The organism is Rossellomorea yichunensis, assembly GCF_032337515.1.
GTDB classification, from domain to species: domain Bacteria; phylum Bacillota; class Bacilli; order Bacillales; family Bacillaceae_B; genus Rossellomorea; species Rossellomorea yichunensis.
The window spans coordinates 120,048-141,211 of record NZ_JAVYAD010000005.1 but is presented as its reverse complement, the minus strand read 5'-3'; the positions used below and the strand labels follow the sequence as shown (position 1 = coordinate 141,211).

General features: G+C 41.9%; 22 protein-coding genes and 1 riboswitch. Of the genes, 21 read left to right on the top strand and 1 reads right to left on the bottom strand.

Going from position 1 to position 21,164, the window contains the following annotated elements:
* Positions 1-66: 66 nt before the first annotated feature.
* Complete coding sequence (locus tag RSX31_RS14735) at positions 67-1,668, bottom strand: bifunctional metallophosphatase/5'-nucleotidase (protein ID WP_315635013.1); 1,602 nt, start codon at positions 1,666-1,668, stop codon at positions 67-69.
* Between the two features lie 245 nt (positions 1,669-1,913).
* Here RSX31_RS14735 and RSX31_RS14730 point away from each other — a divergent pair, with 245 nt between their 5' ends.
* From RSX31_RS14730 to sufB, 21 genes are all read left to right on the top strand, one after another.
* A complete protein-coding gene (locus tag RSX31_RS14730) occupies positions 1,914-4,298 on the top strand; it encodes a 3-hydroxyacyl-CoA dehydrogenase/enoyl-CoA hydratase family protein (protein ID WP_315635012.1) in 2,385 nt (794 codons plus the stop codon).
* A gap of 37 nt (positions 4,299-4,335) precedes the next feature.
* A complete protein-coding gene (locus RSX31_RS14725) occupies positions 4,336-5,514 on the top strand; it encodes an acetyl-CoA C-acetyltransferase (RefSeq protein WP_148970072.1) in 1,179 nt (392 codons plus the stop codon).
* 70 nt (positions 5,515-5,584) lie between these two features.
* On the top strand, positions 5,585-7,369 hold the full coding sequence (locus RSX31_RS14720) for an acyl-CoA dehydrogenase family protein (RefSeq protein ID WP_148970071.1): 1,785 nt from the start codon (positions 5,585-5,587) through the stop codon (positions 7,367-7,369).
* A 157-nt stretch (positions 7,370-7,526) separates the two neighbouring features.
* Positions 7,527-8,306, top strand: a complete 780-nt coding sequence (locus RSX31_RS14715) for an SDR family NAD(P)-dependent oxidoreductase (RefSeq protein ID WP_315635011.1) — start codon at positions 7,527-7,529, stop codon at positions 8,304-8,306.
* 32 nt (positions 8,307-8,338) lie between these two features.
* Positions 8,339-8,641, top strand: coding sequence for an ArsR/SmtB family transcription factor (locus RSX31_RS14710; protein WP_044338179.1), 303 nt, complete (start codon positions 8,339-8,341; stop codon positions 8,639-8,641).
* Positions 8,642-8,758: 117 nt separating this feature from the next.
* The gene (locus RSX31_RS14705) at positions 8,759-9,115 is read left to right on the top strand and encodes an arsenate reductase family protein (protein WP_148970348.1); all 357 of its coding nucleotides are present in this window, start codon (positions 8,759-8,761) and stop codon (positions 9,113-9,115) included.
* A 128-nt stretch (positions 9,116-9,243) separates the two neighbouring features.
* Positions 9,244-9,627, top strand: coding sequence for a glycine cleavage system protein GcvH (gene gcvH / locus RSX31_RS14700; RefSeq protein WP_148970068.1), 384 nt, complete (start codon positions 9,244-9,246; stop codon positions 9,625-9,627).
* 98 nt (positions 9,628-9,725) lie between these two features.
* Complete coding sequence (locus RSX31_RS14695) at positions 9,726-9,962, top strand: YusG family protein (protein WP_315635010.1); 237 nt, start codon at positions 9,726-9,728, stop codon at positions 9,960-9,962.
* Positions 9,963-10,144: 182 nt separating this feature from the next.
* Positions 10,145-10,504 carry a toprim domain-containing protein gene (locus RSX31_RS14690; RefSeq protein WP_148970066.1) on the top strand — a complete coding sequence of 120 codons (360 nt, stop codon included), beginning with the start codon at positions 10,145-10,147 and terminating at the stop codon, positions 10,502-10,504.
* A 5-nt stretch (positions 10,505-10,509) separates the two neighbouring features.
* Positions 10,510-10,824: a thioredoxin family protein gene (locus tag RSX31_RS14685; protein ID WP_282138664.1), complete on the top strand. Its 315-nt coding sequence runs from the start codon at positions 10,510-10,512 to the stop codon at positions 10,822-10,824.
* A 278-nt stretch (positions 10,825-11,102) separates the two neighbouring features.
* Complete coding sequence (locus RSX31_RS14680; RefSeq protein ID WP_282138463.1) at positions 11,103-11,453, top strand: SCP2 sterol-binding domain-containing protein; 351 nt, start codon at positions 11,103-11,105, stop codon at positions 11,451-11,453.
* Positions 11,454-11,564: 111 nt separating this feature from the next.
* A riboswitch (SAM riboswitch) is annotated at positions 11,565-11,671 on the top strand.
* A 149-nt stretch (positions 11,672-11,820) separates the two neighbouring features.
* The gene (locus RSX31_RS14675; RefSeq protein ID WP_315635007.1) at positions 11,821-12,843 is read left to right on the top strand and encodes a methionine ABC transporter ATP-binding protein; all 1,023 of its coding nucleotides are present in this window, start codon (positions 11,821-11,823) and stop codon (positions 12,841-12,843) included.
* Positions 12,840-13,508: a methionine ABC transporter permease gene (locus RSX31_RS14670; RefSeq protein ID WP_315635006.1), complete on the top strand. Its 669-nt coding sequence runs from the start codon at positions 12,840-12,842 to the stop codon at positions 13,506-13,508. The genes RSX31_RS14675 and RSX31_RS14670 overlap by 4 nt, the downstream gene beginning before the upstream one ends.
* Before the next feature lie 15 nt (positions 13,509-13,523).
* On the top strand, positions 13,524-14,345 hold the full coding sequence (locus RSX31_RS14665) for a MetQ/NlpA family ABC transporter substrate-binding protein (protein WP_282138460.1): 822 nt from the start codon (positions 13,524-13,526) through the stop codon (positions 14,343-14,345).
* Positions 14,346-14,484: 139 nt separating this feature from the next.
* Positions 14,485-14,850, top strand: coding sequence for a carboxymuconolactone decarboxylase family protein (locus tag RSX31_RS14660; protein ID WP_079532028.1), 366 nt, complete (start codon positions 14,485-14,487; stop codon positions 14,848-14,850).
* 553 nt (positions 14,851-15,403) lie between these two features.
* Positions 15,404-15,550, top strand: a complete 147-nt coding sequence (locus RSX31_RS14655; protein ID WP_187443439.1) for a hypothetical protein — start codon at positions 15,404-15,406, stop codon at positions 15,548-15,550.
* Between the two features lie 351 nt (positions 15,551-15,901).
* Positions 15,902-16,687: a Fe-S cluster assembly ATPase SufC gene (sufC, locus tag RSX31_RS14650; RefSeq protein ID WP_044338171.1), complete on the top strand. Its 786-nt coding sequence runs from the start codon at positions 15,902-15,904 to the stop codon at positions 16,685-16,687.
* Between the two features lie 17 nt (positions 16,688-16,704).
* On the top strand, positions 16,705-18,015 hold the full coding sequence (gene sufD, locus RSX31_RS14645; RefSeq protein ID WP_315635005.1) for a Fe-S cluster assembly protein SufD: 1,311 nt from the start codon (positions 16,705-16,707) through the stop codon (positions 18,013-18,015).
* Positions 18,015-19,244, top strand: coding sequence for a cysteine desulfurase (locus RSX31_RS14640; RefSeq protein WP_315635004.1), 1,230 nt, complete (start codon positions 18,015-18,017; stop codon positions 19,242-19,244). The genes sufD and RSX31_RS14640 overlap by 1 nt, the downstream gene beginning before the upstream one ends.
* On the top strand, positions 19,234-19,674 hold the full coding sequence (gene sufU, locus RSX31_RS14635) for a Fe-S cluster assembly sulfur transfer protein SufU (protein ID WP_044338168.1): 441 nt from the start codon (positions 19,234-19,236) through the stop codon (positions 19,672-19,674). The genes RSX31_RS14640 and sufU overlap by 11 nt, the downstream gene beginning before the upstream one ends.
* 39 nt (positions 19,675-19,713) lie before the next feature.
* A complete protein-coding gene (sufB, locus tag RSX31_RS14630; RefSeq protein WP_148970815.1) occupies positions 19,714-21,111 on the top strand; it encodes a Fe-S cluster assembly protein SufB in 1,398 nt (465 codons plus the stop codon).
* Positions 21,112-21,164: the final 53 nt, after the last annotated feature.

The following is a 21,164-nucleotide window of genomic DNA, read 5'->3' as shown; positions in this document are numbered from 1 at the left end:
TCGAACACCTCCATTACTAAGATTCCCATATCCGTTTAGAATTATGAAAAAGAAGAGGGACGGACCTCAAAATGAGGTCCGTCCCTCTCCATCGACCACAACTTTCCAATTGTGGTTACAGGCAGCTTTTATGGTTGGGTACTTGAGGAAGTAGTCAGCAATCAACTCGGTCATGTCGATTTGTATTTCTTTGATAATCTTCTTGTTTTTGAACATGGTGTATTCGCCGCCGCCTCCTGCACGATAATTGTTCATGACGACTTGATATTTCTGTTCTTCTGCTAAGGGTACACCATTGCAGAAGAGGGAGGTGACGCGTTCACCTATTGGATGGCTGATATTCAAAACGTAGTCAATGCCTTCCCACATATCATAATTATAATGCTGAGGTTTAGGAGTGGTGAAATCCGGGTTCACACTAAGCACCCCTGCTTGGTTTACAGCAAAATAAGATGCTGAGCGCTCAAGGGCAAGACGTATGTCCCTACCTGTAAGTTCAAGAACGGTTAAAGTATTGGGATAGATATAGTTAGACACGATGTCCCTCAATGTGACTATACTTGGCAGTCCCTGCTGTGATTCACTGAATAGTGCCGTTGCTGAAATGGAGACGTCCGCTGCCTCCAATTGGACGCGCTGGATGAACTCAATGAATGGATGTTCCTTAATACGAGCCTCGAATATATCTTCTATCTGCATATTTCCTTCAATCTTACCAATGGGCTGGTCCAGCCAGGATTGTGTTTTGCTTTCAATGTCACCGGCGATGGAAAGGACCATTTTATCGGCCTCAATTCCATCCATTGAAATGACCTGAGGCTCTTTGTTTATAATAGTCCATCCTTGCTTGTTCCGTTTTAACTCAATCGTTACTTTTCCGATGCTCTCACCATGCATTCCCGGCTGAACGATTGAAACACCATTGATGGTGCCGGCAAGTTTTCTGTGTTGATGACCAGTCAGCAGCACATCGACTCCTTTTACTTCCTGGCAAATTTTATAGCCCTGGTTTTCACCAGTTTGTCGTTCAGTTGGTGACCCGGTTTGAATATCCTTTTCAACCCCCCCATGATACGAAACAATTATCACGTCAGGTTTTTCTACTGTGTGGATGTAGGACACCCAATTCCGGGTGGAGGTAAAGGCATCTTCAAATGACAAATCGACAATGTGAGAGGGATTTTCCCAGTTTGGAATATAATGTGTCGTTACACCAAGTACAGCGGCTTTCACCCCATTGGGGAACACTTTGATAAAGTAAGGGAGTCCGAACAATGGCTTCATAGTCACCTTATCGAGGATGTTAGCGGCCAAAAAGGGATACTCTGTTTCTTGATGAGCATTACGTAAGGGTTCCATTCCATAATTGAATTCATGATTGCCAATCACGGCTGCATCATAATTCAATTCATGTAAAATAGAAACAAAAGGGTTTGGCAAATGACGAGCTTGTTTCATATAATAATAAGTAAGGGGGGTGCCTTGATAGAGATCCCCGTTATCAATGACCAACACATTGCCGGTTTGGCTCCGTACTTCTCTAATAAAGGTAGCGATTCTACCTAATCCAACGGTCGCCTTTTTCTTCGTTCCATATAAGTAAGGGAATATGTGGCCATGTATATCACTGGTTTCTAGAATGGTGATAGATGTCGTCTGCTTTTTCATTTGATCCTCCATATCCTTGAAATTTTCAGTACCTTATTTTGTTATCAAGTGTACATTATCCGGAAAGAACATGACACTGTAAAAACATCAAAGTTTTTGTAAAATTTATCATTTTTAGTCTTTTAAATATTGCGATATTTTAGAAAATACGATATATTAGATGTAACAGGAACTCATTCGAGTCTTTTTTTTGAGTAAAAAATGAATGAGTATTCATTCAAAGTGTGTAAAAGGGGGAAATACCATTGGTTCGTAGAATTCAGAAAGCCGCAGTGTTAGGATCAGGAGTCATGGGTTCAGGAATTGCCGCTCATCTTGCAAATATCGGCATCCCGACAATGTTATTAGATATCGTACCAAGAGAATTATCCGACGAACATAAAGCAAAGGGACTGACAGAAGAGAGCAAGGCGTTTCGTAATCAATTTAGTGAAAACGCTTTAAAAAAGCTCTTTAAACAAAAACCGGCGCCATTGACATCAAAGCAAAACGCTTCACTCATAACAGCAGGCAACTTCGAGGATGATCTTCAGAATATCGGGGATTGTGACTGGGTCATTGAGGTAGTCGTTGAGAATTTAGATATCAAGAAGAAAGTGTTCGAGCAAGTGGAGCGATACCGGAAACCGGGTAGCATCATCAGTTCAAATACATCCGGGATTTCAATCGAGGCAATGTCAGAAGGTCGAAGCGATGATTTCCAGAAGAATTTTTTAGGCACGCATTTTTTCAATCCGCCTCGTTACTTAAAGCTTCTTGAAGTGATTCCAACGAAGAAGACGGATCCGCAAGTGGTCAGTTTCATGAAGACATTTGGTGAAGACATCCTTGGTAAGGGTGTCGTGATGGCGAAAGATACGCCGAACTTCATAGCAAACCGCATCGGAACGTATGGATTGCTCATCACTGTTCAAGAAATGCTGAAAGGCGGCTACTCTGTAGGAGAAGTTGATTCCATCACGGGACCGACGATCGGAAGACCGAAAAGTGCCACTTTCCGTACACTTGATGTGGTCGGGCTCGATACATTCGCACATGTAGCGAAAAATGTGTACGACCAAGTGGAAGGTGAAGAGCAGAAAGTGTTTGAAGTACCGGCCTTCATGCAGAAGATGCTTGAAAACGGGTGGCTCGGAAGCAAGAGCGGACAGGGCTTCTTCCTGAAACAAGGAAAAGAGATCCTGGAGCTCAATCCTGAAACGATGGATTATCAGCCACGTCAGAAGCTGAAAACGGCCTCTCTTGAAATGGCGAAAAATGAAAAAGGATTAAAGAATAAAATAAAATCACTTGTGTATGCGAAAGATCAAGCAGGTACGCTCCTATGGAATATCGTGTCCCCGGTGTTAAACTATTCAGCCCAGCTGCATGGTGAAATCGCTGATGATATCGTAGGCATCGACCAGGCCATGAAATGGGGCTTTGGATGGGAAATGGGCCCATTTGAAACATGGGATGCAATCGGTGTTGAAAAATCTGTGACTCGCATGAAGGAAGAAGGCCACATCGTACCTGAGTGGGTGGAAACGATGCTCGCTGAAGGTCACTCCACTTTTTATAAAGATGAAGATGGCGAGCGTCACTTCTATCACAATGGAGACTATCAACTTGTAGAAAGAAACCCGAAGGCAATCGACTTAAAGGCGCTAAAGACGCAAGGGAAGCTGATCAAAAAGAATTCCGGAGCAAGCTTGATTGATATCGGTGATGGAATCGCGCTTCTTGAATTCCATTCTCCAAATAACGCCATTGGAATGGATATTACGCAAATGATCAATTTTGCAGTTGATGAAGTAGAGAAGAATTATAAAGGACTCGTCATCGGAAATCAGGGCAAGAACTTCTGTGTAGGAGCAAATCTTGCCATGATTCTTATGGAAGCACAGGATGACAACGTATTTGAAATAGATATGGTCGTCAGACACTTCCAGCAGGCGATGATGAAGATCAAATATTCAACGAAACCAGTTGTAGCAGCACCATTCGGCATGACATTAGGCGGAGGGAGCGAAGTCTGCTTACCTGCAGCCCATATTCAGGCGTCCATGGAAACCTATATGGGATTAGTGGAAGTCGGAGTCGGATTGATACCGGGCGGAGGCGGAAACAAAGAGCTCTATATGAAGCACTTAGCGAACCTTCCAAATGGAGTGGAATTCGATCTTCAAAAAGTAGCCAATAAAGTATTCGAATCGATTGCTATGGCGAAGGTTTCCACATCCGGTGATGAAGCAAGAGACAACAACTTCTTAAATAAAGCAGATGGAGTAAGTGTAAACAATGATCATCTGTTATACGATGCCAAACAGGCTGCACTAAGCCTGTATGAAGGTGGATACTCAGCACCGATCCGTAAGAAAGTACCGGTTGTGGGTGAAACAGGATATGCAACGCTTCTTCTTGGAGCTCAATCCATGCTCCAATCAGGATTTATTTCGGAACACGATCTGATGATCGCAAAAAAACTTGCCTACGTCATTGCTGGCGGGAAGGTTCCATACGGCACTGAAGTAGACGAACAATATTTGTTGGATCTTGAAAGAGAAGCATTCCTGAGTCTTGTTGCACAGCCGAAATCACAACAAAGAATGCAGCACATGCTTGTTAAAGGAAAACCATTACGCAATTAATCAGCGTTTATACCATATTAGAAAGCGGGGGAATATCATGCGTGAAGCAGTCATTGTTGCTGGTGCAAGAACACCAGTCGGAAAATCAAGAAAAGGATCATTAGCACAGGTACGGCCAGATGATCTCGGAGCACTTGTAGTTAAAGAAACCCTCAAACGTGCAGGGAATTATGAAGGCAACATTGATGATCTTATCATCGGATGTGCGATGCCTGAAGCAGAACAAGGGTTAAACATGGCAAGAAATATCGGTGGTCTTGCGGGCCTGCCTGATTCAGTACCGGCAATCACGATTAACCGTTATTGTTCATCTGGACTGCAATCCATTGCTTATGCTGCAGAAAAAATCATGCTTGGGCACTCTGATACAGCAATTGCAGGTGGAGCTGAATCCATGAGTCTTGTTCCCATGATGGGTCACGTAGTCCGTCCGAATGCGAAGCTCGCTGAAAACGCGCCTCAATATTATATGAGTATGGGGCATACAGCCGAGCAGGTGGCAAGAAAGTTCGGTGTATCCCGTGAAGATCAGGATGCATTTGCGGTAAGAAGTCACCAAAAAGCGGCCAAAGCTATTGCTGAAGGAAAGTTCGATGATGAAATCGTACCGGTTGATGTGCTTCATCGCTCAGTAAGCAATGAAAATAAACTGGTGGAGAAATCATTCCAGTTTTCAAAAGATGAGGGTGTACGTGCTGAAACAAGCTCGGAAGTACTGGCTAAGTTACGCCCGGCTTTCAATGTGAAGGGCTCTGTAACGGCAGGGAACTCATCCCAGACGAGTGACGGAGCAGCAGCTGTCATGGTAATGGATAGAGAAAAGGCTGGTTCATTAGGACTGCAACCAATGGCGAAGTTCAGAAGCTTTGCGGTAGCCGGAGTGCCACCGGAAATCATGGGAATCGGTCCAGTCGAAGCGATTCCACGTGCATTGAAGATGGCAGGGTTGGAGCTGTCGGATATCGGACTATTTGAGCTGAACGAAGCATTCGCTTCTCAATCCATCCAAGTCATTCGTCAGCTGGGCCTGGACGAAGAAAAAGTGAACGTAAACGGTGGAGCCATCGCTCTCGGTCATCCACTTGGTTGTACAGGTGCCAAGCTGACCCTTTCCCTTGTACATGAAATGAAACGCAGAAACCAGCAATTCGGTATCGTCACCATGTGCATCGGCGGCGGGATGGGTGCAGCCGGCGTCTTTGAACTAATAGGTTAATAGGAGGGACGGACCTCGAATACCGAGGCCCCCTGCTCCTTCAAAATAAAAATTTTTAGGGGGATTCGAAATGGCGAATCAAACAGAAAAGCTGATCAAGGGTGGAAGTTTTTTAATTGAAGATGTAAGTTGTGAGCAAGTTTTTACACCGGAGGAATACTCTGATGAACAAAAAATGATTGCCAAAACAACCGAGGATTATGTGTTAAATGAAGTGGTACCTGTTATCGATAATCTGGAAAACCATGAATTTGACCACTCTGTCCGCCTGTTAAAAGAAGCGGGGGACCTTGGACTTCTGGGTGCAGATGTTCCCGAAGAGTACGGCGGATTGGGATTGGATAAAGTAAGTTCGGCACTGATTGCTGAAAAAATGTCACGTGCAGGCGGATTCTCCATCTCTCACGGTGCACACGTTGGAATCGGGTCACTTCCAATCGTTCTGTTCGGAAACGAAGAGCAAAAGCAAAAATACCTTCCTCCATTGGCGACTGGTGAAAAACTGGCAGCCTACGCATTAACGGAGCCGGGTTCAGGTTCAGATGCGCTGGGAGCTAAAACGACAGCTAAATTGAATGCAGAAGGTACTCACTACATTTTAAATGGTGAGAAGCAGTGGATCACAAACTCTGCGTTTGCTGATGTATTCGTTGTGTATGCGAAAATCGATGGGGAGCATTTCTCTGCGTTCATCGTAGAAAAAGAGTTCCCAGGCGTTTCAACCGGTCCGGAAGAGAAGAAAATGGGTATCAAAAGCTCTTCCACTCGGACATTAATCCTGGAAGATGCTGAAATTCCAGTGGAAAATCTTCTTGGTGATGCAGGGAAAGGCCATATCATTGCATTTAATATCTTAAACATCGGCCGTTACAAATTAGGGGTAGGTGCTGTCGGAGCAAGTAAACGTGCATTAGAGGTAACGGTACAATACACGAATCAACGTCAGCAATTCAAAACACCAATTTCTGCTTTCAACCTGACAAAAGAAAAACTGGCAACGATGGCGTCTAAATTATACGCAGCAGAAAGCTCCGTTTACCGTACAGTAGGATTGTTCGAGGATCGTATGAGCAAGCTTACGGATGAAGAAGTGAAGAACGGAACTGAAGTGGCAAAATCGATTGCAGAATACGCGATTGAGTGTTCACTGAATAAATTCTTCGCAACAGAAGTACTGGATTATGTAGTCGATGAAGGTGTTCAACTTCACGGTGGATACGGTTTCATGCAGGAATACGAAATCGAAAGAATGTACCGCGACTCCCGTATCAACCGTATCTTTGAAGGGACGAATGAAATCAACCGTCTTCTGGTTCCTGGCACGTACCTTCGTAAAGCAATGAAAGGTGAACTTCCATTACTTCAAAAAGCACAGGCCCTTCAAGAAGAACTGATGATGCTTATGCCTGAAGAAGTAGGAGATGAGCCGCTTGCTCAGGAAAAATACCTTGTGAAAAATGCGAAGAAAATCGGCTTGATGCTATCCGGCTTAGCTGCTCAAAAATTCGGTAAAGCTCTTGAAAAAGAGCAGGAAATCCTTGTGAACATTGCTGATATCGTTTCAAACGCATACGCGATGGAGTCCGTTGTTCTCAGAACAGAAAAAGCGATTCAAAAAGGTGGAGTAGAGAAAGCTCAGCAAAAACTTCTTTACACACAAATCTTCTGTCAAGAAGCATTCAACGAAATCGAACAGCATGCAAAAGAAACACTGGTAGCAACTGAAACGGGTGACACACTGCGCATGATGCTGTCAGCACTGCGTAAATTTACCCGCCATACACCAATCAACGTGATTGCAGTCAAACGTGCAGCATCAGAAAAGCTGATCGACGCAGAAAAATATACAGTTTAATTGAGAAGTTAAAGGGACGGACCTCTGAATGGAGGTCCGTCCCTTTATGTTTGAAGTAATCCTCCAAACTTGACTTAGCCATCACAACCAATTATTATATGTTTAAACACTTAAACGTTTAAGTGTTTAAACATATAAGATAAGGTGGTAATCATAGATGAATAAAACAGTATTAATTACAGGGGCTTCAAGTGGTATAGGCTTGCACTTTAGTCATAAATTTGCAGGTTCAGGTCATGATGTGATTCTTGTAGCAAGAAGTGAAGAGAAGCTTCGTATTCTATCAAAAGAAATAGAAAGTAAGTACGGTGTGAAAGCATATGTCATACCATCAGACCTTTCCAAGCCAGGAGCATCTGAAACGTTATATGAGGAAGTCAAAGCAAAAGGGACCAAGGTTGATTTCCTAATCAATAATGCAGGCTTCGGTTTGTTTGGTGAATTCGAACAAACAGTGCTCTCAAAAGAGCTGGACATGATTCAAGTGAATATCACTGCCCTTACCGAGCTAAGCAAGTATTTTGGAAGGGAAATGGTGAAGCAGAAACGTGGACATATCCTAAATGTCGCATCAACAGCCGCATTTCAGCCAGGTCCGTTAATGGCCGTTTACTATGCTACAAAAGCGTATGTCCTTTCACTCTCAGAAGCTTTGGCTAATGAATGGGGACCACACGGAGTGAAAGTGACTGCTTTGTGTCCCGGAGCTACCCAAACGGGATTCAGTGATGCAGCTGACCTGCAGTCTTCAAAACTATTTCAGTCTGGTGTGATGAGTGTGGAAGAAGTGGTAGCAGAGGGATATAACCAAATGATGACGAAGAACAAAACCGTTATTATCCCGGGTTTTAAAAACAGAATGCTGACTCAATCCGTTCGTTTTATGCCGAGGAAATTGGTCGCAAATATTGTTCGTAAAGTACAAGAACGGGTATAATTGAATGTGAATGAGTTTGAAGGGAGAAGACTATGGGTCAAAAAGCAATCGATACCTTTCGTGCTTGCATTCCATTATTTCAAGCACTGAGTGATCCTTATCGTCAGGACATAATATTACTTCTTGCCGAACAAGAACCTCTTACGGTCAATCAAATAACTGAAAATCTAACATTATCTCGCCCGGCTGTTTCTCACCATTTAAAGATCCTGAGAGATCAGCAATTAGTGTCATTAGAGCAAAAGGGGACACAGCGCTTCTATTCTCTTGAATTGGATAATGCAACCGTCCTTCTAAAGGAACTGGTTGAGACGGTTGAAAAACAATGTGAGTAATGTTTCACAAAAGAAGGATAATAATCAATATTGTCGAATGTAGAGATAGATTCGTGCAATACAGAATGCTGGATGGAGCCTTGCTTCATCCAGATCATAATGAAAGGTGGTGGAATGATGTCATTGACTTTTTATTCTTATCCCAAGTGTGGTACATGCCGCAAAGCAAAGAAGTGGCTGGAAGATCAAGGTATAGCAATGAATGAAATACATATTGTGGAAAACCCGCCGTCAAAAGACGAGCTCAAAAGCCTATATGAAAAGAGTAATTTATCTCTAAAAAAGTTCTTCAATACTAGTGGTAAAAAGTATCGTGAACTAGGCTTGAAGGATAAAGTGAACTCTGCTTCTGATGAGGAATTATTAGAAATCCTTTCCACAGACGGGATGCTGATCAAGCGTCCGATTACGACGGATGGAAACAAGGTGACAGTAGGTTTCAAGGAAGAAACCTTTGAAGAAACGTGGAAGTAAAAAGAGGACTGTGATTACCAAATCATGGACAATGAAAAAGTTTCATTATTCACGCTTAGTTTTCTTGCTTTTTCAATGAAAAGTGTGTCAATATTAGGTTGTATAACTAGCATTTGGAGGGATAGAGAATGAGTACACCGAAAGAACTTCGTTATTCAGAAGAACATGAGTGGGTCAAGGTTGAAGGGGAAAATGTACGCGTAGGAATCACATCATTTGCACAATCTGAACTGGGCGATATCGTATTCGTTGAGTTACCAGAGGTTGGAGATGAGATCAAAGCGGACGAACCATTCGGTAGTGTTGAATCGGTTAAAACCGTTTCCGAGCTATATGCACCTGTATCTGGTAAGGTGGTAGAAGTGAATGAAGAGCTATCGGATAGCCCTGAATTCGTGAACGAATCACCTTATGAAAAAGCATGGATGATCGTTGTTGAACCAACAGAAGCTGGAGAAGTAGACAAGCTTATGACAGCTGAACAGTATGACGAAATGATTAATGAAGGATAATTTCTACCATGCACCTTGAGAATTTCTCAAGGTGTTTTGTTTTTTATTTTGGGTACCATATGAGTAGACGTTTTTTCACATAGAGAGGATGAATACAAATGGTACTTGAGCCTAGGAAATTAGATGTAACCAATAGAGTGACAGGAAAACTTAAAGATGGTGAAGTAGAACTATATTTAGATAATCAGCCAATCGGCAGAATGGCTTTGCCTCTTGACGGAATAATTATGGAGCCGAACTTTGAAGCAAAAGAAAATAAAATATATCAAAGCTACACATCCACAGAAGGCGATCAGGCAAGATACACAGATTGTGATGAGGGTGGCTGGTGTTAGAGATGCTCGTGGTGCCAGATTCATTTACGAATCTGGCACTATTTGTAAAAAATAGTTGGTTTATGCAAACCACTTGCACTTTTTTTTATAAACATGAGAAAATATAAGTAGAAAGTGGACATCATCTCTTGTTATTTGAATATACTATCGTAATCTTATTTATGAAAGATAAGGTGATGATCATGATGGAACTTGACGAAAAAGTAATCATTGTCGAAGGTACAACTGATAAACGAAAAGTAAGGGATATCATTAAAGAACCGATTGAAATTATTTGTACAAACGGGACCATTAGCATTACGAAAATGGACGAACTCATTGATGCTTTATTGGAAAGGGATGTCTATATATTAGTAGATGCTGATGATGCAGGTGAAAAACTACGTAAGCAATTTAAACGTGAGTTTCCTGAAGCTGAACATTTGTATATTGATCGAATGTACAAGGAAGTGGCCGCAGCTCCGGAGTATCACCTCGCATCAGTTCTTATTGGAGCCAATATAGACGTTCATAAAGAATTTCTAGGAAAAAGGATGATCTAGTTTTGATTGAGGTAAGTAGTACCGAAACTTTAAAACAATCGATTGAAGACCATGCGTTCGAAGCTGTTTATTTATATACACCGATGTGTGGTACCTGTCAGGTTGCAAGCAAGATGATTGACGTAGTGGAGAAGCTTCCACAATCCTATCATTTTTCGAAGGCCAACCTGAATTACTTGCCCCAATTTGCAGAAGAGCAATCCATCGAAAGTGTACCCTGTCTACTTTTATTTAAAGATGGCGTCGAACAGGAAAGGATTTATGCCTTTCAATCCGTGCCATTTTTATATGAAACCCTAAACAAGACCGCGGATAGCTAGAGGGATAAGAGACCTTTTGGGAGAAGGTCTTTTTTATTTGTCTAAATTCACCTATTTCTTCATGAAATCCAATTATAGAACGATTTTCTTTCTACATACGAAGACATATTTCTCGGGAAATGTTGCGAATGACATCATTTTTTGACTGGTTATCATCCAAATTCTTACTGTTCGACAAATTAGATGATTCTCTTCAAAACATGTCGAGAAAGTATAAGAGGGGAAAATACCTAAAAGTGGAATTGTTATTATATAGAAGTTTCACTGGGAGGGTATTCATGCGAATAAATTTAGAGGAATTAGTAGATCAATGTCATTCAAGGTATCACTTACGACTCTTATTTCCAGATAGCCCGTTTATTCTTCAGTTTGATTGTGGAAAAAATTTGTACGGTATTTCAATTTCAAGCAAGGGATGCACAGTGTTGGATGAATTGGATAGGGATGCTCATTTCGTCATTGAAGGAATGGAGGAAACAGTGGTTTCTCTTCTTATGGGGGAAGAACGGTTGTCTCAACTGATTGAGGACGGATCCCTGGAAGTAAGGGGAGGATATCGTCCGCTATTATTTGTGGAGTCAGTTCTTTGGCTAACAAGATCCAGAGAAAAAGAGCCGGTTGAAGTTTAAACATCAAGTAGAAAAAAATAATTGACACACTCTATATCCGGTGATAGAATCTCTCTTGTAGCAAATTTTCAGAGTCTTTAACTAATCCAAATAATTAAATAATATACTTTACTCTTATTTAGAGAGGTGGAGGGACGTGCCCTATGAAGCCCGGCAACCGTCAATGAAAATTGAAATGGTGCCAATTCACTCAAAGCATTTGCTTTGAAAGATGAGAGAAAGGATAGTCCTATATGATTATGCCTTTCTGCTTATCGCAGGAAGGCATTTTTTATTGCTTCAGAAAAGGAGCAGGAAACATCAGGCAAGTACAACTATTATTCTGATTAAACAGGTCGTTTTACTCCGAAAGAAGGTGGAATACAACATGATTACCATTTCAGATGTGAAGAAAATATATCAATCCAAATCGGGTCCGATCTCAGCCGTTGATGGGGTCAATATTGATATTGCCCAAGGAGAAATTTTTGGAGTGATTGGTTATAGTGGGGCAGGTAAGAGTACGCTGATCCGGATGCTTAATGGTCTTGAAGTTCCTACAGATGGAATAGTGGACGTGAATGGTCAAATCGTTTCCCAGGTAAAGGGGAAAAAGCTGAGGGAAGCAAGACAGTCAATAGGCATGATTTTTCAACACTTTAATCTCCTCTGGTCTCGTACTGTATTAGAAAATATCCAGTTCCCATTAGAAATTGCTGGAGTATCTAAGAAAGAGAGAGTGCAAAGAGCCAATGAATTATTGAAGCTTGTAGGCTTGGAAGGCAGAGGAGATGCCTACCCGTCTCAACTGAGCGGCGGACAGAAACAACGAGTGGGGATTGCGAGATCCCTTGCAAACAATCCCGATGTCCTTCTATGTGATGAAGCTACTTCCGCTTTAGATCCACAAACAACCGATTCCATCCTTGATTTATTGGTGGATATTAATAAACGCTTAGGGCTGACGATTGTCCTGATCACTCATGAAATGCACGTAATCCAGAAGATCTGTCACCGTGTGGCAGTCATGGAACAGGGAAAAGTCGTGGAACTCGGGGATGTATTGGAAGTGTTCCGAAATCCACAAGAGCAAGTGACAAAGCGTTTCGTAAGAGAAGTATCGGAAGTAAAGGAAACGGGTGAAACCATTGAACACTTACTGACACAATACCCCAATGGAAAAGTGCTCAAATTTACATTTGTAGGTGAGTCAACTGAGCAGCCGCTCATCACCACGCTGATAAGAAAGTTTGATTTAGACGTAAACATCCTGCAAGGACAAATCTCCCAAACCCAAAAAGGTGCCTATGGAACGTTATTTGTTCACCTTGATGGGGATGAACAAACCATTAAAGATGCATTGGCGTTTGTTCATACGCAACTGGTTAAAGTGGAGGTGTTGAGAGGATGATTGAAAATTTATTTCCAAATGTAGATTGGGAGAAGATGTGGGAAGCAACCTTCGAAACCCTGTATATGACTGGGATGTCAGTATTGATTACCTTTGTACTCGGAATGATCCTTGGGACTTTACTCTTCCTCACTTCTAAGGAAAACCTATGGGAAAACAAACTGACATATACGATAACAAGTGCAGTCGTAAACGTGTTCAGATCGATTCCATTCATTATATTGATCGTGTTGTTAATTCCGTTCACCAAGTTTTTATTAGACACAATCCGCGGAGCGAATGCAGCTCTGCCCGCACTGATCATCGGAGCTGCTCCATTTTACGCCCGCATGGTAGAAATAGCTTTAAGAGAAGTGAACAAAGGAGTCATCGAGGCAGCGAAAGCGATGGGGGCGAAGACGAGCACAATTATATGGAAAGTACTCATACCGGAATCCATGCCGGCTTTGATTTCAGGGATTACGGTGACAGCCATAGCCCTTGTTGGATACACGGCAATGGCCGGGGTCATCGGAGCAGGCGGACTTGGTAACTTAGCTTATTTAGACGGCTTCCAACGAAGCAGGGAAGACGTGACGATCGCCGCAACCATTATGATATTACTCATTGTGTTTGCGATACAGATACTGGGTGATTTCTTTACAAATAAATTAGATAAACGATAAAAGGAGAGAAATAAAATGAAAAAATGGGTAGCAGGAGTTATAGCAGCAACAAGTATTTTTGGTTTGGCAGCATGTGGGAGCGGTTCAGGCTCTGGAAATGACGAAAAGGAATTGGTAGTAGGAGCTTCTAATATTCCACATGCTGAAATCCTTGAAAAAGTGAAGCCTGTCTTAGAAGAAAAAGGGATCGACTTGCAAATTGAAACGTATCAAGACTATATCCTCCCCAATAAAGATCTGGATAATGGAGATATTGACGCAAACTATTTCCAGACCACACCTTATATGGATTTGCAAATGAAGGAAAATGAATATGATTTCGTCAATGCAGGCGGGATTCATATTGAGCCGATCGGTGTTTATTCTAAAAAATTCAAATCTCTCGAGGAGCTTCCTGAAGGCGCTACGATATTAATGAGTAACTCTGTATCGGATCATGGACGTATCCTTACATTGTTAGAGAAAAAAGGTCTCATCACGTTAAAGGACGGGGTGGAAAATACGCAAGCCCAACTTGAAGACATTAAAGAAAACCCTAGAAATCTCCAATTTGATTATGAGTACGAAGCAGCTCTTCTCCCACAAATGTATGAAAATGAAGAAGGGGACGCGGTTGTCATAAATTCTAACTATGCCATTGATGCAGGGTTGAAACCTCTTGAAGATTCAATTGCCATTGAAGATAGTAACTCTCCTTATGTGAATGTGATTGCAGTTAACAAAGGTGATGAAAACAAAGAGGAAGTAAAAGCTCTAGTGGAAGCACTGCGTTCGAAAGAAATCCAGGACTTCATTAATGAAGAATGGGATGGAGCCGTTGTGCCGGTAAGTGAATAAAGTGTGCAAACCCGATTCTGTCAATGTACAGAATCGGGTTTTTTCATTGCAAGGTCTTCCCTAAATTTTTAACATAATCATTTCCTTATTGGTTCATACTATTTTCGATGAATCTATTTCAGAAATGGAGCTGATTGAAATGCAGATGGAACCAAGAAATACAACAGAAGCTGCCCTTCATGATTATAAAATGGGACTTGGAATCTTCACTGAAAAAATGCCTGAACTGGCCGAACAGTATAATACGTTCACTGAGCACTGCTTTAGAGAAGGGGTTCTTTCTAAAAAAGAAAAGCAGTTGATCGCGTTAGGAATCAGTCTTTATTCCCAGGATGAATATTGTATCATCTACCACACAAAAGGATGCCTTGATCAAGGGTGCTCAGAAGAAGAAATCCTTGAAGCAATTGGAGTAACTGCTGCATTTGGCGGCGGAGCGGTCATGAGTCAGGCTGTGACGTTAGTACAGCAATCCATTCAGGATTTGAATCAATTGAAGCAATAGCAACTAACGGGAGGTGATACACTTCCCGTTTTTTTGTTTTAGAAGTGAAAGATGGTCGATTGTTTTAGAGTGGCTATTTTTATTCAAAAAAATAGAATATTGGATTAAAATTACTAAGTTGATTGGAGCGGAAGGTGCTCGACTCCTGCGGGAATAGCGGGAAAGTTGAGACCCCGCAGGGCGAAGCCCGAGGAGGCTCAACTCACGCCCCGCGGAAAGCGAGCACCTGGAGCGGAAATCAACCACTACTAGCTGAGTATCATGGATAATAAACGAAGTCTTGGAAAGAATCTAATAAATATTCACTCGAACTTATAATTTTCCACAGGTAAGCTATTAATTGGCAGTATAATGGCGGAATTTTGTGAAAACTTAATGGTAACCCCTTGAGGTCAGGACGAAAAGGATGAATTTAAGAAAAAATGAGCCTATACCGGTTTTGTCTTGTGAAAGAGGGGGTAGTATAGTTGTAAAGTAATTAAAAACCTGAAAGGAATGATTCATTATCGACTCTCTTGAGAGTATCTCGTACACAAGTGAAATGGAAAAGGCAATGCATGGAGCCCATGGGATTGGTTATGAGGTGTACAAACGAAAGCATGATGTCAGAATGCAAGTAGAGAAAAGAAGAGAGCAGGAATATAAGGAAAGCAGAAGAATGATTGCGGCACTTGATCGTAAGGTGCACTCTAATATATAATAAGGAAGAAAAAAGGAAACCAGTGTAGACGATGCACTGGTTTTTTTATTGTTATGCAATTAGCGGCAAGCCTTAATAACCGAAGAACAAAGCGGACGGTCTCATAGGCTTTAATTTATTTCAGTGGCGGTATGTTCATCAAGACAGGAAACCGGACAAGAAATCCCTACATTTTTCCTTTATTTTAAGCTAACAATAGAAAAGGATTATCTTGTCAAGTTTACACTATCTGTATAGTTGAAAAAGTTGATTATAGCTTTTATTTGTTATAAGATTAGAATGAGAATAAATTGAGAATGATTAAAGAATTTAATTCTTAAATTCATTATAAAGTCACGGAGGTAAATACACATGGCAGGTTCTACTTTAACAATTAAAGATCTTCATGTTGAGATTGAAGGAAAGGAAATCCTGAAAGGGGTTAACCTTGAAATTAAAGGTGGAGAAATCCACGCAGTAATGGGACCAAATGGTACAGGTAAATCTACTTTATCTTCTGCTATTATGGGTCATCCAAAGTATGAAGTGACAAAAGGAAGCATTCACTTCGACGGTGAAGATGTTCTTGAAATGGAAGTGGATGAGCGCGCTCGCGTAGGTCTATTCCTTGCAATGCAGTATCCAAGTGAAATCAACGGTGTAACGAATGCAGACTTCTTACGTTCAGCAATCAACAGCCGTCGCGAAGAAGGCGAAGAGATTTCTCTTATGAAATTCATCCGCAAAATGGATTCTGAAATGGAATACCTGGAAATGGATCCGGATATGGCACAGCGTTACTTAAACGAAGGGTTCTCCGGTGGAGAGAAGAAGCGTAATGAAATCCTTCAATTAATGATGTTACAACCAAAGATTGCCATCCTTGACGAGATTGACTCTGGTCTTGATATCGATGCCCTTAAAGTTGTATCAAAAGGAATCAATAAAATGCGCGGTGAGGATTTCGGTTGCTTGATCATCACTCACTATCAGCGTCTTCTTAACTACATCACTCCTGATCATGTCCACGTTATGATGCAAGGACGCATTGTGAAATCAGGCGGGGAAGAATTAGCGCAACGCCTTGAAGCAGAAGGATATGACTGGATTAAAGAAGAGTTAGGAATCAAAGACGAAACTGTTGGCCAAGAAGCGTAAGTGTTAGGGGGATGAAAATGACTGTAGAAACGAAACTACCAGTAGATCAGGACTATGTCAGCTCCTACTCAAAACAACTCGGAGAGCCCGAATGGTTAACAACCCTTCGCACAGATGCCTTTGATAAAGTAAAGGATCTAAGCCTTCCAGTTGCTGATAAAACGAAAATCACGAATTGGAATTTTACTCAATTCCAGAAGCATACAGTGGATAGTGATACGTTCTCATCATTGAGTGAGCTGCCGGATGAAGCAAAAGAATTAGTTGATATAGAAAGCAATGACCAAAGTCTTTATATTCAACGAAATAATACACCTGCTTTTCTTTCTCTTTCAAATGAATTAAAAGACAATGGTGTTATTTTTACGGATATTTTTACAGCTGTTAAAGACCACGGTGAGCTTGTACAGAAGTACTTCATGACTGAAGGTGTGAAAACGGATGAGCACAAGCTTACAGCCCTTCATGCAGCATTGATGAATGGGGGAGTGTTCCTTTACATTCCAAAAAATGTAGAATTGACTCAACCGATTCAAGCGGTATACGTTCATGACAATGCTGAAGTAGCGATGTTCAACCACGTATTAGTAGTGGCTGAAGACAACAGCTCTGTAACGTATGTTGAAAACTACATTTCTACAACAAATGTTGAAGACGGCGTATACAACATCGTTACGGAAGTTTTGGCAAACAATAATGCTAAAGTGGAATACGGTGCTGTGGATAATTTAGCAAGCGGATTAACAACGTATGTTAACCGTCGTGGAATCGCACAAAGAGATGCTCGCATCGAGTGGGCTCTTGGATTAATGAACGATGGAGACACCGTTTCAGAAAACGTGACGAATCTTATGGGTGATGGCTCATATGGTGATACAAAAACCGTTGTCGTTGGACGCGGAAAACAGAAACAAAACTTCACGACGAAGGTTGTTCACTTCGGTAAAAACTCTGAAGGATACATCCTTAAGCATGGAGTTATGAAAGACGAAGCATCTTCCATCTTCAATGGTATCGGTAAAATTGAACACGGTGCGTCTAAGTCGAATGCAGAGCAGGAATCCCGCGTATTGATGCTGAGTGAAAAAGCACGTGGAGATGCGAATCCGATTCTTCTAATCGATGAAGATGACGTAACGGCAGGACATGCTGCGTCTGTAGGTCGAGTGGATCCGCTGCAACTTTACTACCTAATGAGTCGTGGAATTCCGCAACATGAAGCGGAACGTCTGGTTATTCATGGCTTCTTGGCTCCTGTTGTAAAACAATTGCCGAATGAAGGAGTTAAGAAACAACTTGTTGAGGTTATCGAAAGGAAAGTAAACTAATGGATGTAAAAGAGATTCGTAAACAATTTCCGATTCTCGACCAGGAAGTAAATGGCCATCCACTTGTTTATCTTGACAGTGCCGCAACATCGCAAAAACCGGTTTCCGTTATCGAAGCGATGAATGACTATTATCGTGGATATAACTCGAATGTTCACCGGGGTGTTCATACTCTTGGGACGAGAGCGACAGATGGATATGAAGGTGCCCGTGAAAAGGTCCGTAATTTCATTAACGCTTCCTCGACTCAAGAAGTAATCTTTACCCGTGGGACGACAACAGCAATCAATACAGTTGCAGCAAGCTACGGTCGCGCCAACCTTACCGAGGGTGACGAAATTGTGATTACTCACATGGAGCATCATAGCAATATCATTCCTTGGCAGCAGTTAGCCAAAGAAACCGGAGCTGCATTAAAATATGTTCCTCTTCAGGAAGACGGCACGATTGCGATTGAAGATGTACGAGCGACTGTCACATCACAAACGAAAATTGTTTCGATCATGATGGTTTCAAACGTGCTGGGTACAATGAATCCAATTAAAGAAATCACCAGGATTGCTCATGAAAATGGAGCAGTCATGGTCGTTGACGGAGCACAGGCTGCTCCACATATGAAAGTCGACGTTCAAGATCTTGACTGTGATTTCTTTGCCTTTTCAGGTCATAAGATGGTAGGTCCTACAGGGATCGGAGTACTTTATGGTAAGAAAAAACACCTGAACAAAATGGAACCGGTAGAATTCGGTGGAGAAATGATCGACTTTGTCGGGCTTCAGGAATCCACTTGGAAAGAGCTTCCGTGGAAGTTTGAAGGTGGTACACCGATCATTGCAGGTGCCATTGGACTTGGAGCTGCGATTGATTTCCTTGAAGAAGTAGGACTTCATAACATTGAAGAACATGAACATAAGCTTGCGGCTTATGCATTGGAAAAAATGAATGAAGTCGATGGCATGAAAATTTACGGACCAAGTGATCCCGGAAAACGCGCAGGTCTTGTTACGTTTAACATTGATGATGTTCATCCGCATGATGTGGCAACCGTACTTGATGCTGAAGGGATTGCCGTTCGCGCGGGTCATCACTGTGCACAACCTCTGATGAAGTGGTTGAACGTATCCGCAACAGCACGTGCCAGCTTCTACCTCTATAATACGGAAGAAGATATTGATAAACTTGTTGCAGGCCTATTGAAGACAAAGGAGTTTTTCAGCGATGTCTTTTAATAATTTAGATCAGTTATATCGACAAGTCATCATGGATCATTATAAGAATCCACGAAATAAAGGTTCTTTAGAAGATGGAAGCTTTACCATCGATATGAATAACCCTACTTGTGGAGATCGCATACACCTGACTTTAAAGGTGGAAGATGGTATCGTTCAGGATGCGAAGTTCGATGGAGAAGGTTGTTCGATCTCCATGGCTTCTGCTTCAATGATGACACAAGCGGTTAAAGGGAAAGAGATTGAGAAAGCATTGAAGCTTTCCAAGATCTTCTCTGATATGATGCAAGGCAATGACTATGACGACGATGTGGATTTAGGAGATATTGAAGCTTTACAAGGAGTCGCTAAATTTCCTGCCCGTATCAAATGTGCGACATTGGCATGGAAAGCGATGGAAAAAGGAGTGTCAGAGGAAGAGCAGGAATAATGCTCTCCTTCGGCACTACCAAAGAATGGAGGAATCAACATGGCTAAGAAAGCGCCTGAGATTGGAGATTATAAATATGGATTCAGCGACAAAGACGTCTCAATTTTCCGTTCCAAACGTGGTTTGACGCGCGAAATCGTAGAAGAAATCTCCCGCATGAAAGAAGAACCTCAATGGATGCTTGATTTCCGTTTGAAGTCACTTGAGCATTTTTATAATATGTCTATGCCTCAATGGGGTGGGGACATGCAGGAACTGAACTTTGATGAGATCACTTACTATGTGAAGCCTTCTGAAAAGTCAGAGCGCAGCTGGGATGAAGTACCTGAAGAAATCAAGCAAACGTTTGATAAATTAGGTATTCCGGAAGCTGAGCAAAAGTATCTTGCAGGAGTTTCTGCTCAGTATGAGTCAGAGGTTGTATACCACAACATGCAATCGGATCTTGAAGACATGGGGATCGTTTTTAAAGATACAGATTCTGCTCTTAAAGAGAATGAAGAACTTTTCCGCGAGCACTGGGCAAAGGTTATTCCTCCAACGGATAACAAGTTCGCTGCCCTTAACTCAGCGGTATGGTCCGGTGGATCTTTTATCTATGTTCCTAAAGGAATCAAGGTGGATACACCACTTCAAGCATATTTCCGTATTAACTCAGAGAACATGGGTCAATTCGAGCGTACACTGATCATCGTGGATGAAGGCGCAAGTGTTCACTATGTTGAGGGTTGTACAGCACCTGTTTACACAACGAATTCACTTCACTCTGCAGTCGTTGAAATCATCATCAAGAAAGATGCGTACTGCCGATATACGACGATTCAAAACTGGGCGAACAACGTGTTCAACCTGGTTACGAAACGTGCTGTATGTGAAGCGAACGCAACGATGGAATGGGTAGATGGAAACATCGGTTCTAAATTAACGATGAAATACCCGGCGGTTATCCTTAAAGGTGAAGGCGCTCGTGGTATGACACTATCCATCGCACTCGCAGGTAAAGGCCAGCATCAGGATGCCGGAGCGAAAATGATTCACCTGGCTCCAAATACATCTTCTACAATCGTTTCTAAATCCATCTCCAAGCATGGTGGTAAAGTAACGTACCGTGGAATTGTACACTTTGGCCGTAAAGCGGAAGGCGCACGTTCAAACATTGAGTGTGATACGCTGATCATGGATAACCAATCAACTTCTGATACGATCCCTTACAACGAAATTCTTAACGATAACATCTCGTTAGAACACGAAGCGAAGGTATCAAAAGTATCCGAAGAACAATTATTCTATCTTATGAGCCGTGGTATTTCAGAGGAAGAAGCAACAGAAATGATCGTAATGGGCTTCATCGAGCCATTCACGAAAGAACTTCCAATGGAATACGCAGTCGAAATGAACCGCCTGATCAAGTTCGAAATGGAAGGTTCAATCGGTTAATATATATAAACTCCCCTGGTATCTTTCACCAGGGGAGTTTATATATATATATA

Excerpts from the sequence above, each read along its gene's own strand:
- RSX31_RS14735 (WP_315635013.1), bottom strand. The coding sequence starts at position 1,668 with ATGAAAAAGCAGACGACATCTATCACCATTCTAGAAACCAGTGATATA.
- RSX31_RS14725 (WP_148970072.1), top strand. The coding sequence starts at position 4,336 with ATGCGTGAAGCAGTCATTGTTGCTGGTGCAAGAACACCAGTCGGAAAA.
- RSX31_RS14720 (WP_148970071.1), top strand. The coding sequence starts at position 5,585 with ATGGCGAATCAAACAGAAAAGCTGATCAAGGGTGGAAGTTTTTTAATT.
- RSX31_RS14715 (WP_315635011.1), top strand. The coding sequence starts at position 7,527 with ATGAATAAAACAGTATTAATTACAGGGGCTTCAAGTGGTATAGGCTTG.
- RSX31_RS14710 (WP_044338179.1), top strand. The coding sequence starts at position 8,339 with ATGGGTCAAAAAGCAATCGATACCTTTCGTGCTTGCATTCCATTATTT.
- RSX31_RS14705 (WP_148970348.1), top strand. The coding sequence starts at position 8,759 with ATGTCATTGACTTTTTATTCTTATCCCAAGTGTGGTACATGCCGCAAA.
- gcvH (WP_148970068.1), top strand. The coding sequence starts at position 9,244 with ATGAGTACACCGAAAGAACTTCGTTATTCAGAAGAACATGAGTGGGTC.
- RSX31_RS14695 (WP_315635010.1), top strand. The coding sequence starts at position 9,726 with ATGGTACTTGAGCCTAGGAAATTAGATGTAACCAATAGAGTGACAGGA.
- RSX31_RS14690 (WP_148970066.1), top strand. The coding sequence starts at position 10,145 with ATGATGGAACTTGACGAAAAAGTAATCATTGTCGAAGGTACAACTGAT.
- RSX31_RS14680 (WP_282138463.1), top strand. The coding sequence starts at position 11,103 with ATGCGAATAAATTTAGAGGAATTAGTAGATCAATGTCATTCAAGGTAT.
- RSX31_RS14675 (WP_315635007.1), top strand. The coding sequence starts at position 11,821 with ATGATTACCATTTCAGATGTGAAGAAAATATATCAATCCAAATCGGGT.
- RSX31_RS14670 (WP_315635006.1), top strand. The coding sequence starts at position 12,840 with ATGATTGAAAATTTATTTCCAAATGTAGATTGGGAGAAGATGTGGGAA.
- RSX31_RS14665 (WP_282138460.1), top strand. The coding sequence starts at position 13,524 with ATGAAAAAATGGGTAGCAGGAGTTATAGCAGCAACAAGTATTTTTGGT.
- RSX31_RS14660 (WP_079532028.1), top strand. The coding sequence starts at position 14,485 with ATGCAGATGGAACCAAGAAATACAACAGAAGCTGCCCTTCATGATTAT.
- RSX31_RS14655 (WP_187443439.1), top strand. The coding sequence starts at position 15,404 with ATGCATGGAGCCCATGGGATTGGTTATGAGGTGTACAAACGAAAGCAT.
- sufC (WP_044338171.1), top strand. The coding sequence starts at position 15,902 with ATGGCAGGTTCTACTTTAACAATTAAAGATCTTCATGTTGAGATTGAA.
- sufD (WP_315635005.1), top strand. The coding sequence starts at position 16,705 with ATGACTGTAGAAACGAAACTACCAGTAGATCAGGACTATGTCAGCTCC.
- RSX31_RS14640 (WP_315635004.1), top strand. The coding sequence starts at position 18,015 with ATGGATGTAAAAGAGATTCGTAAACAATTTCCGATTCTCGACCAGGAA.
- sufU (WP_044338168.1), top strand. The coding sequence starts at position 19,234 with ATGTCTTTTAATAATTTAGATCAGTTATATCGACAAGTCATCATGGAT.
- sufB (WP_148970815.1), top strand. The coding sequence starts at position 19,714 with ATGGCTAAGAAAGCGCCTGAGATTGGAGATTATAAATATGGATTCAGC.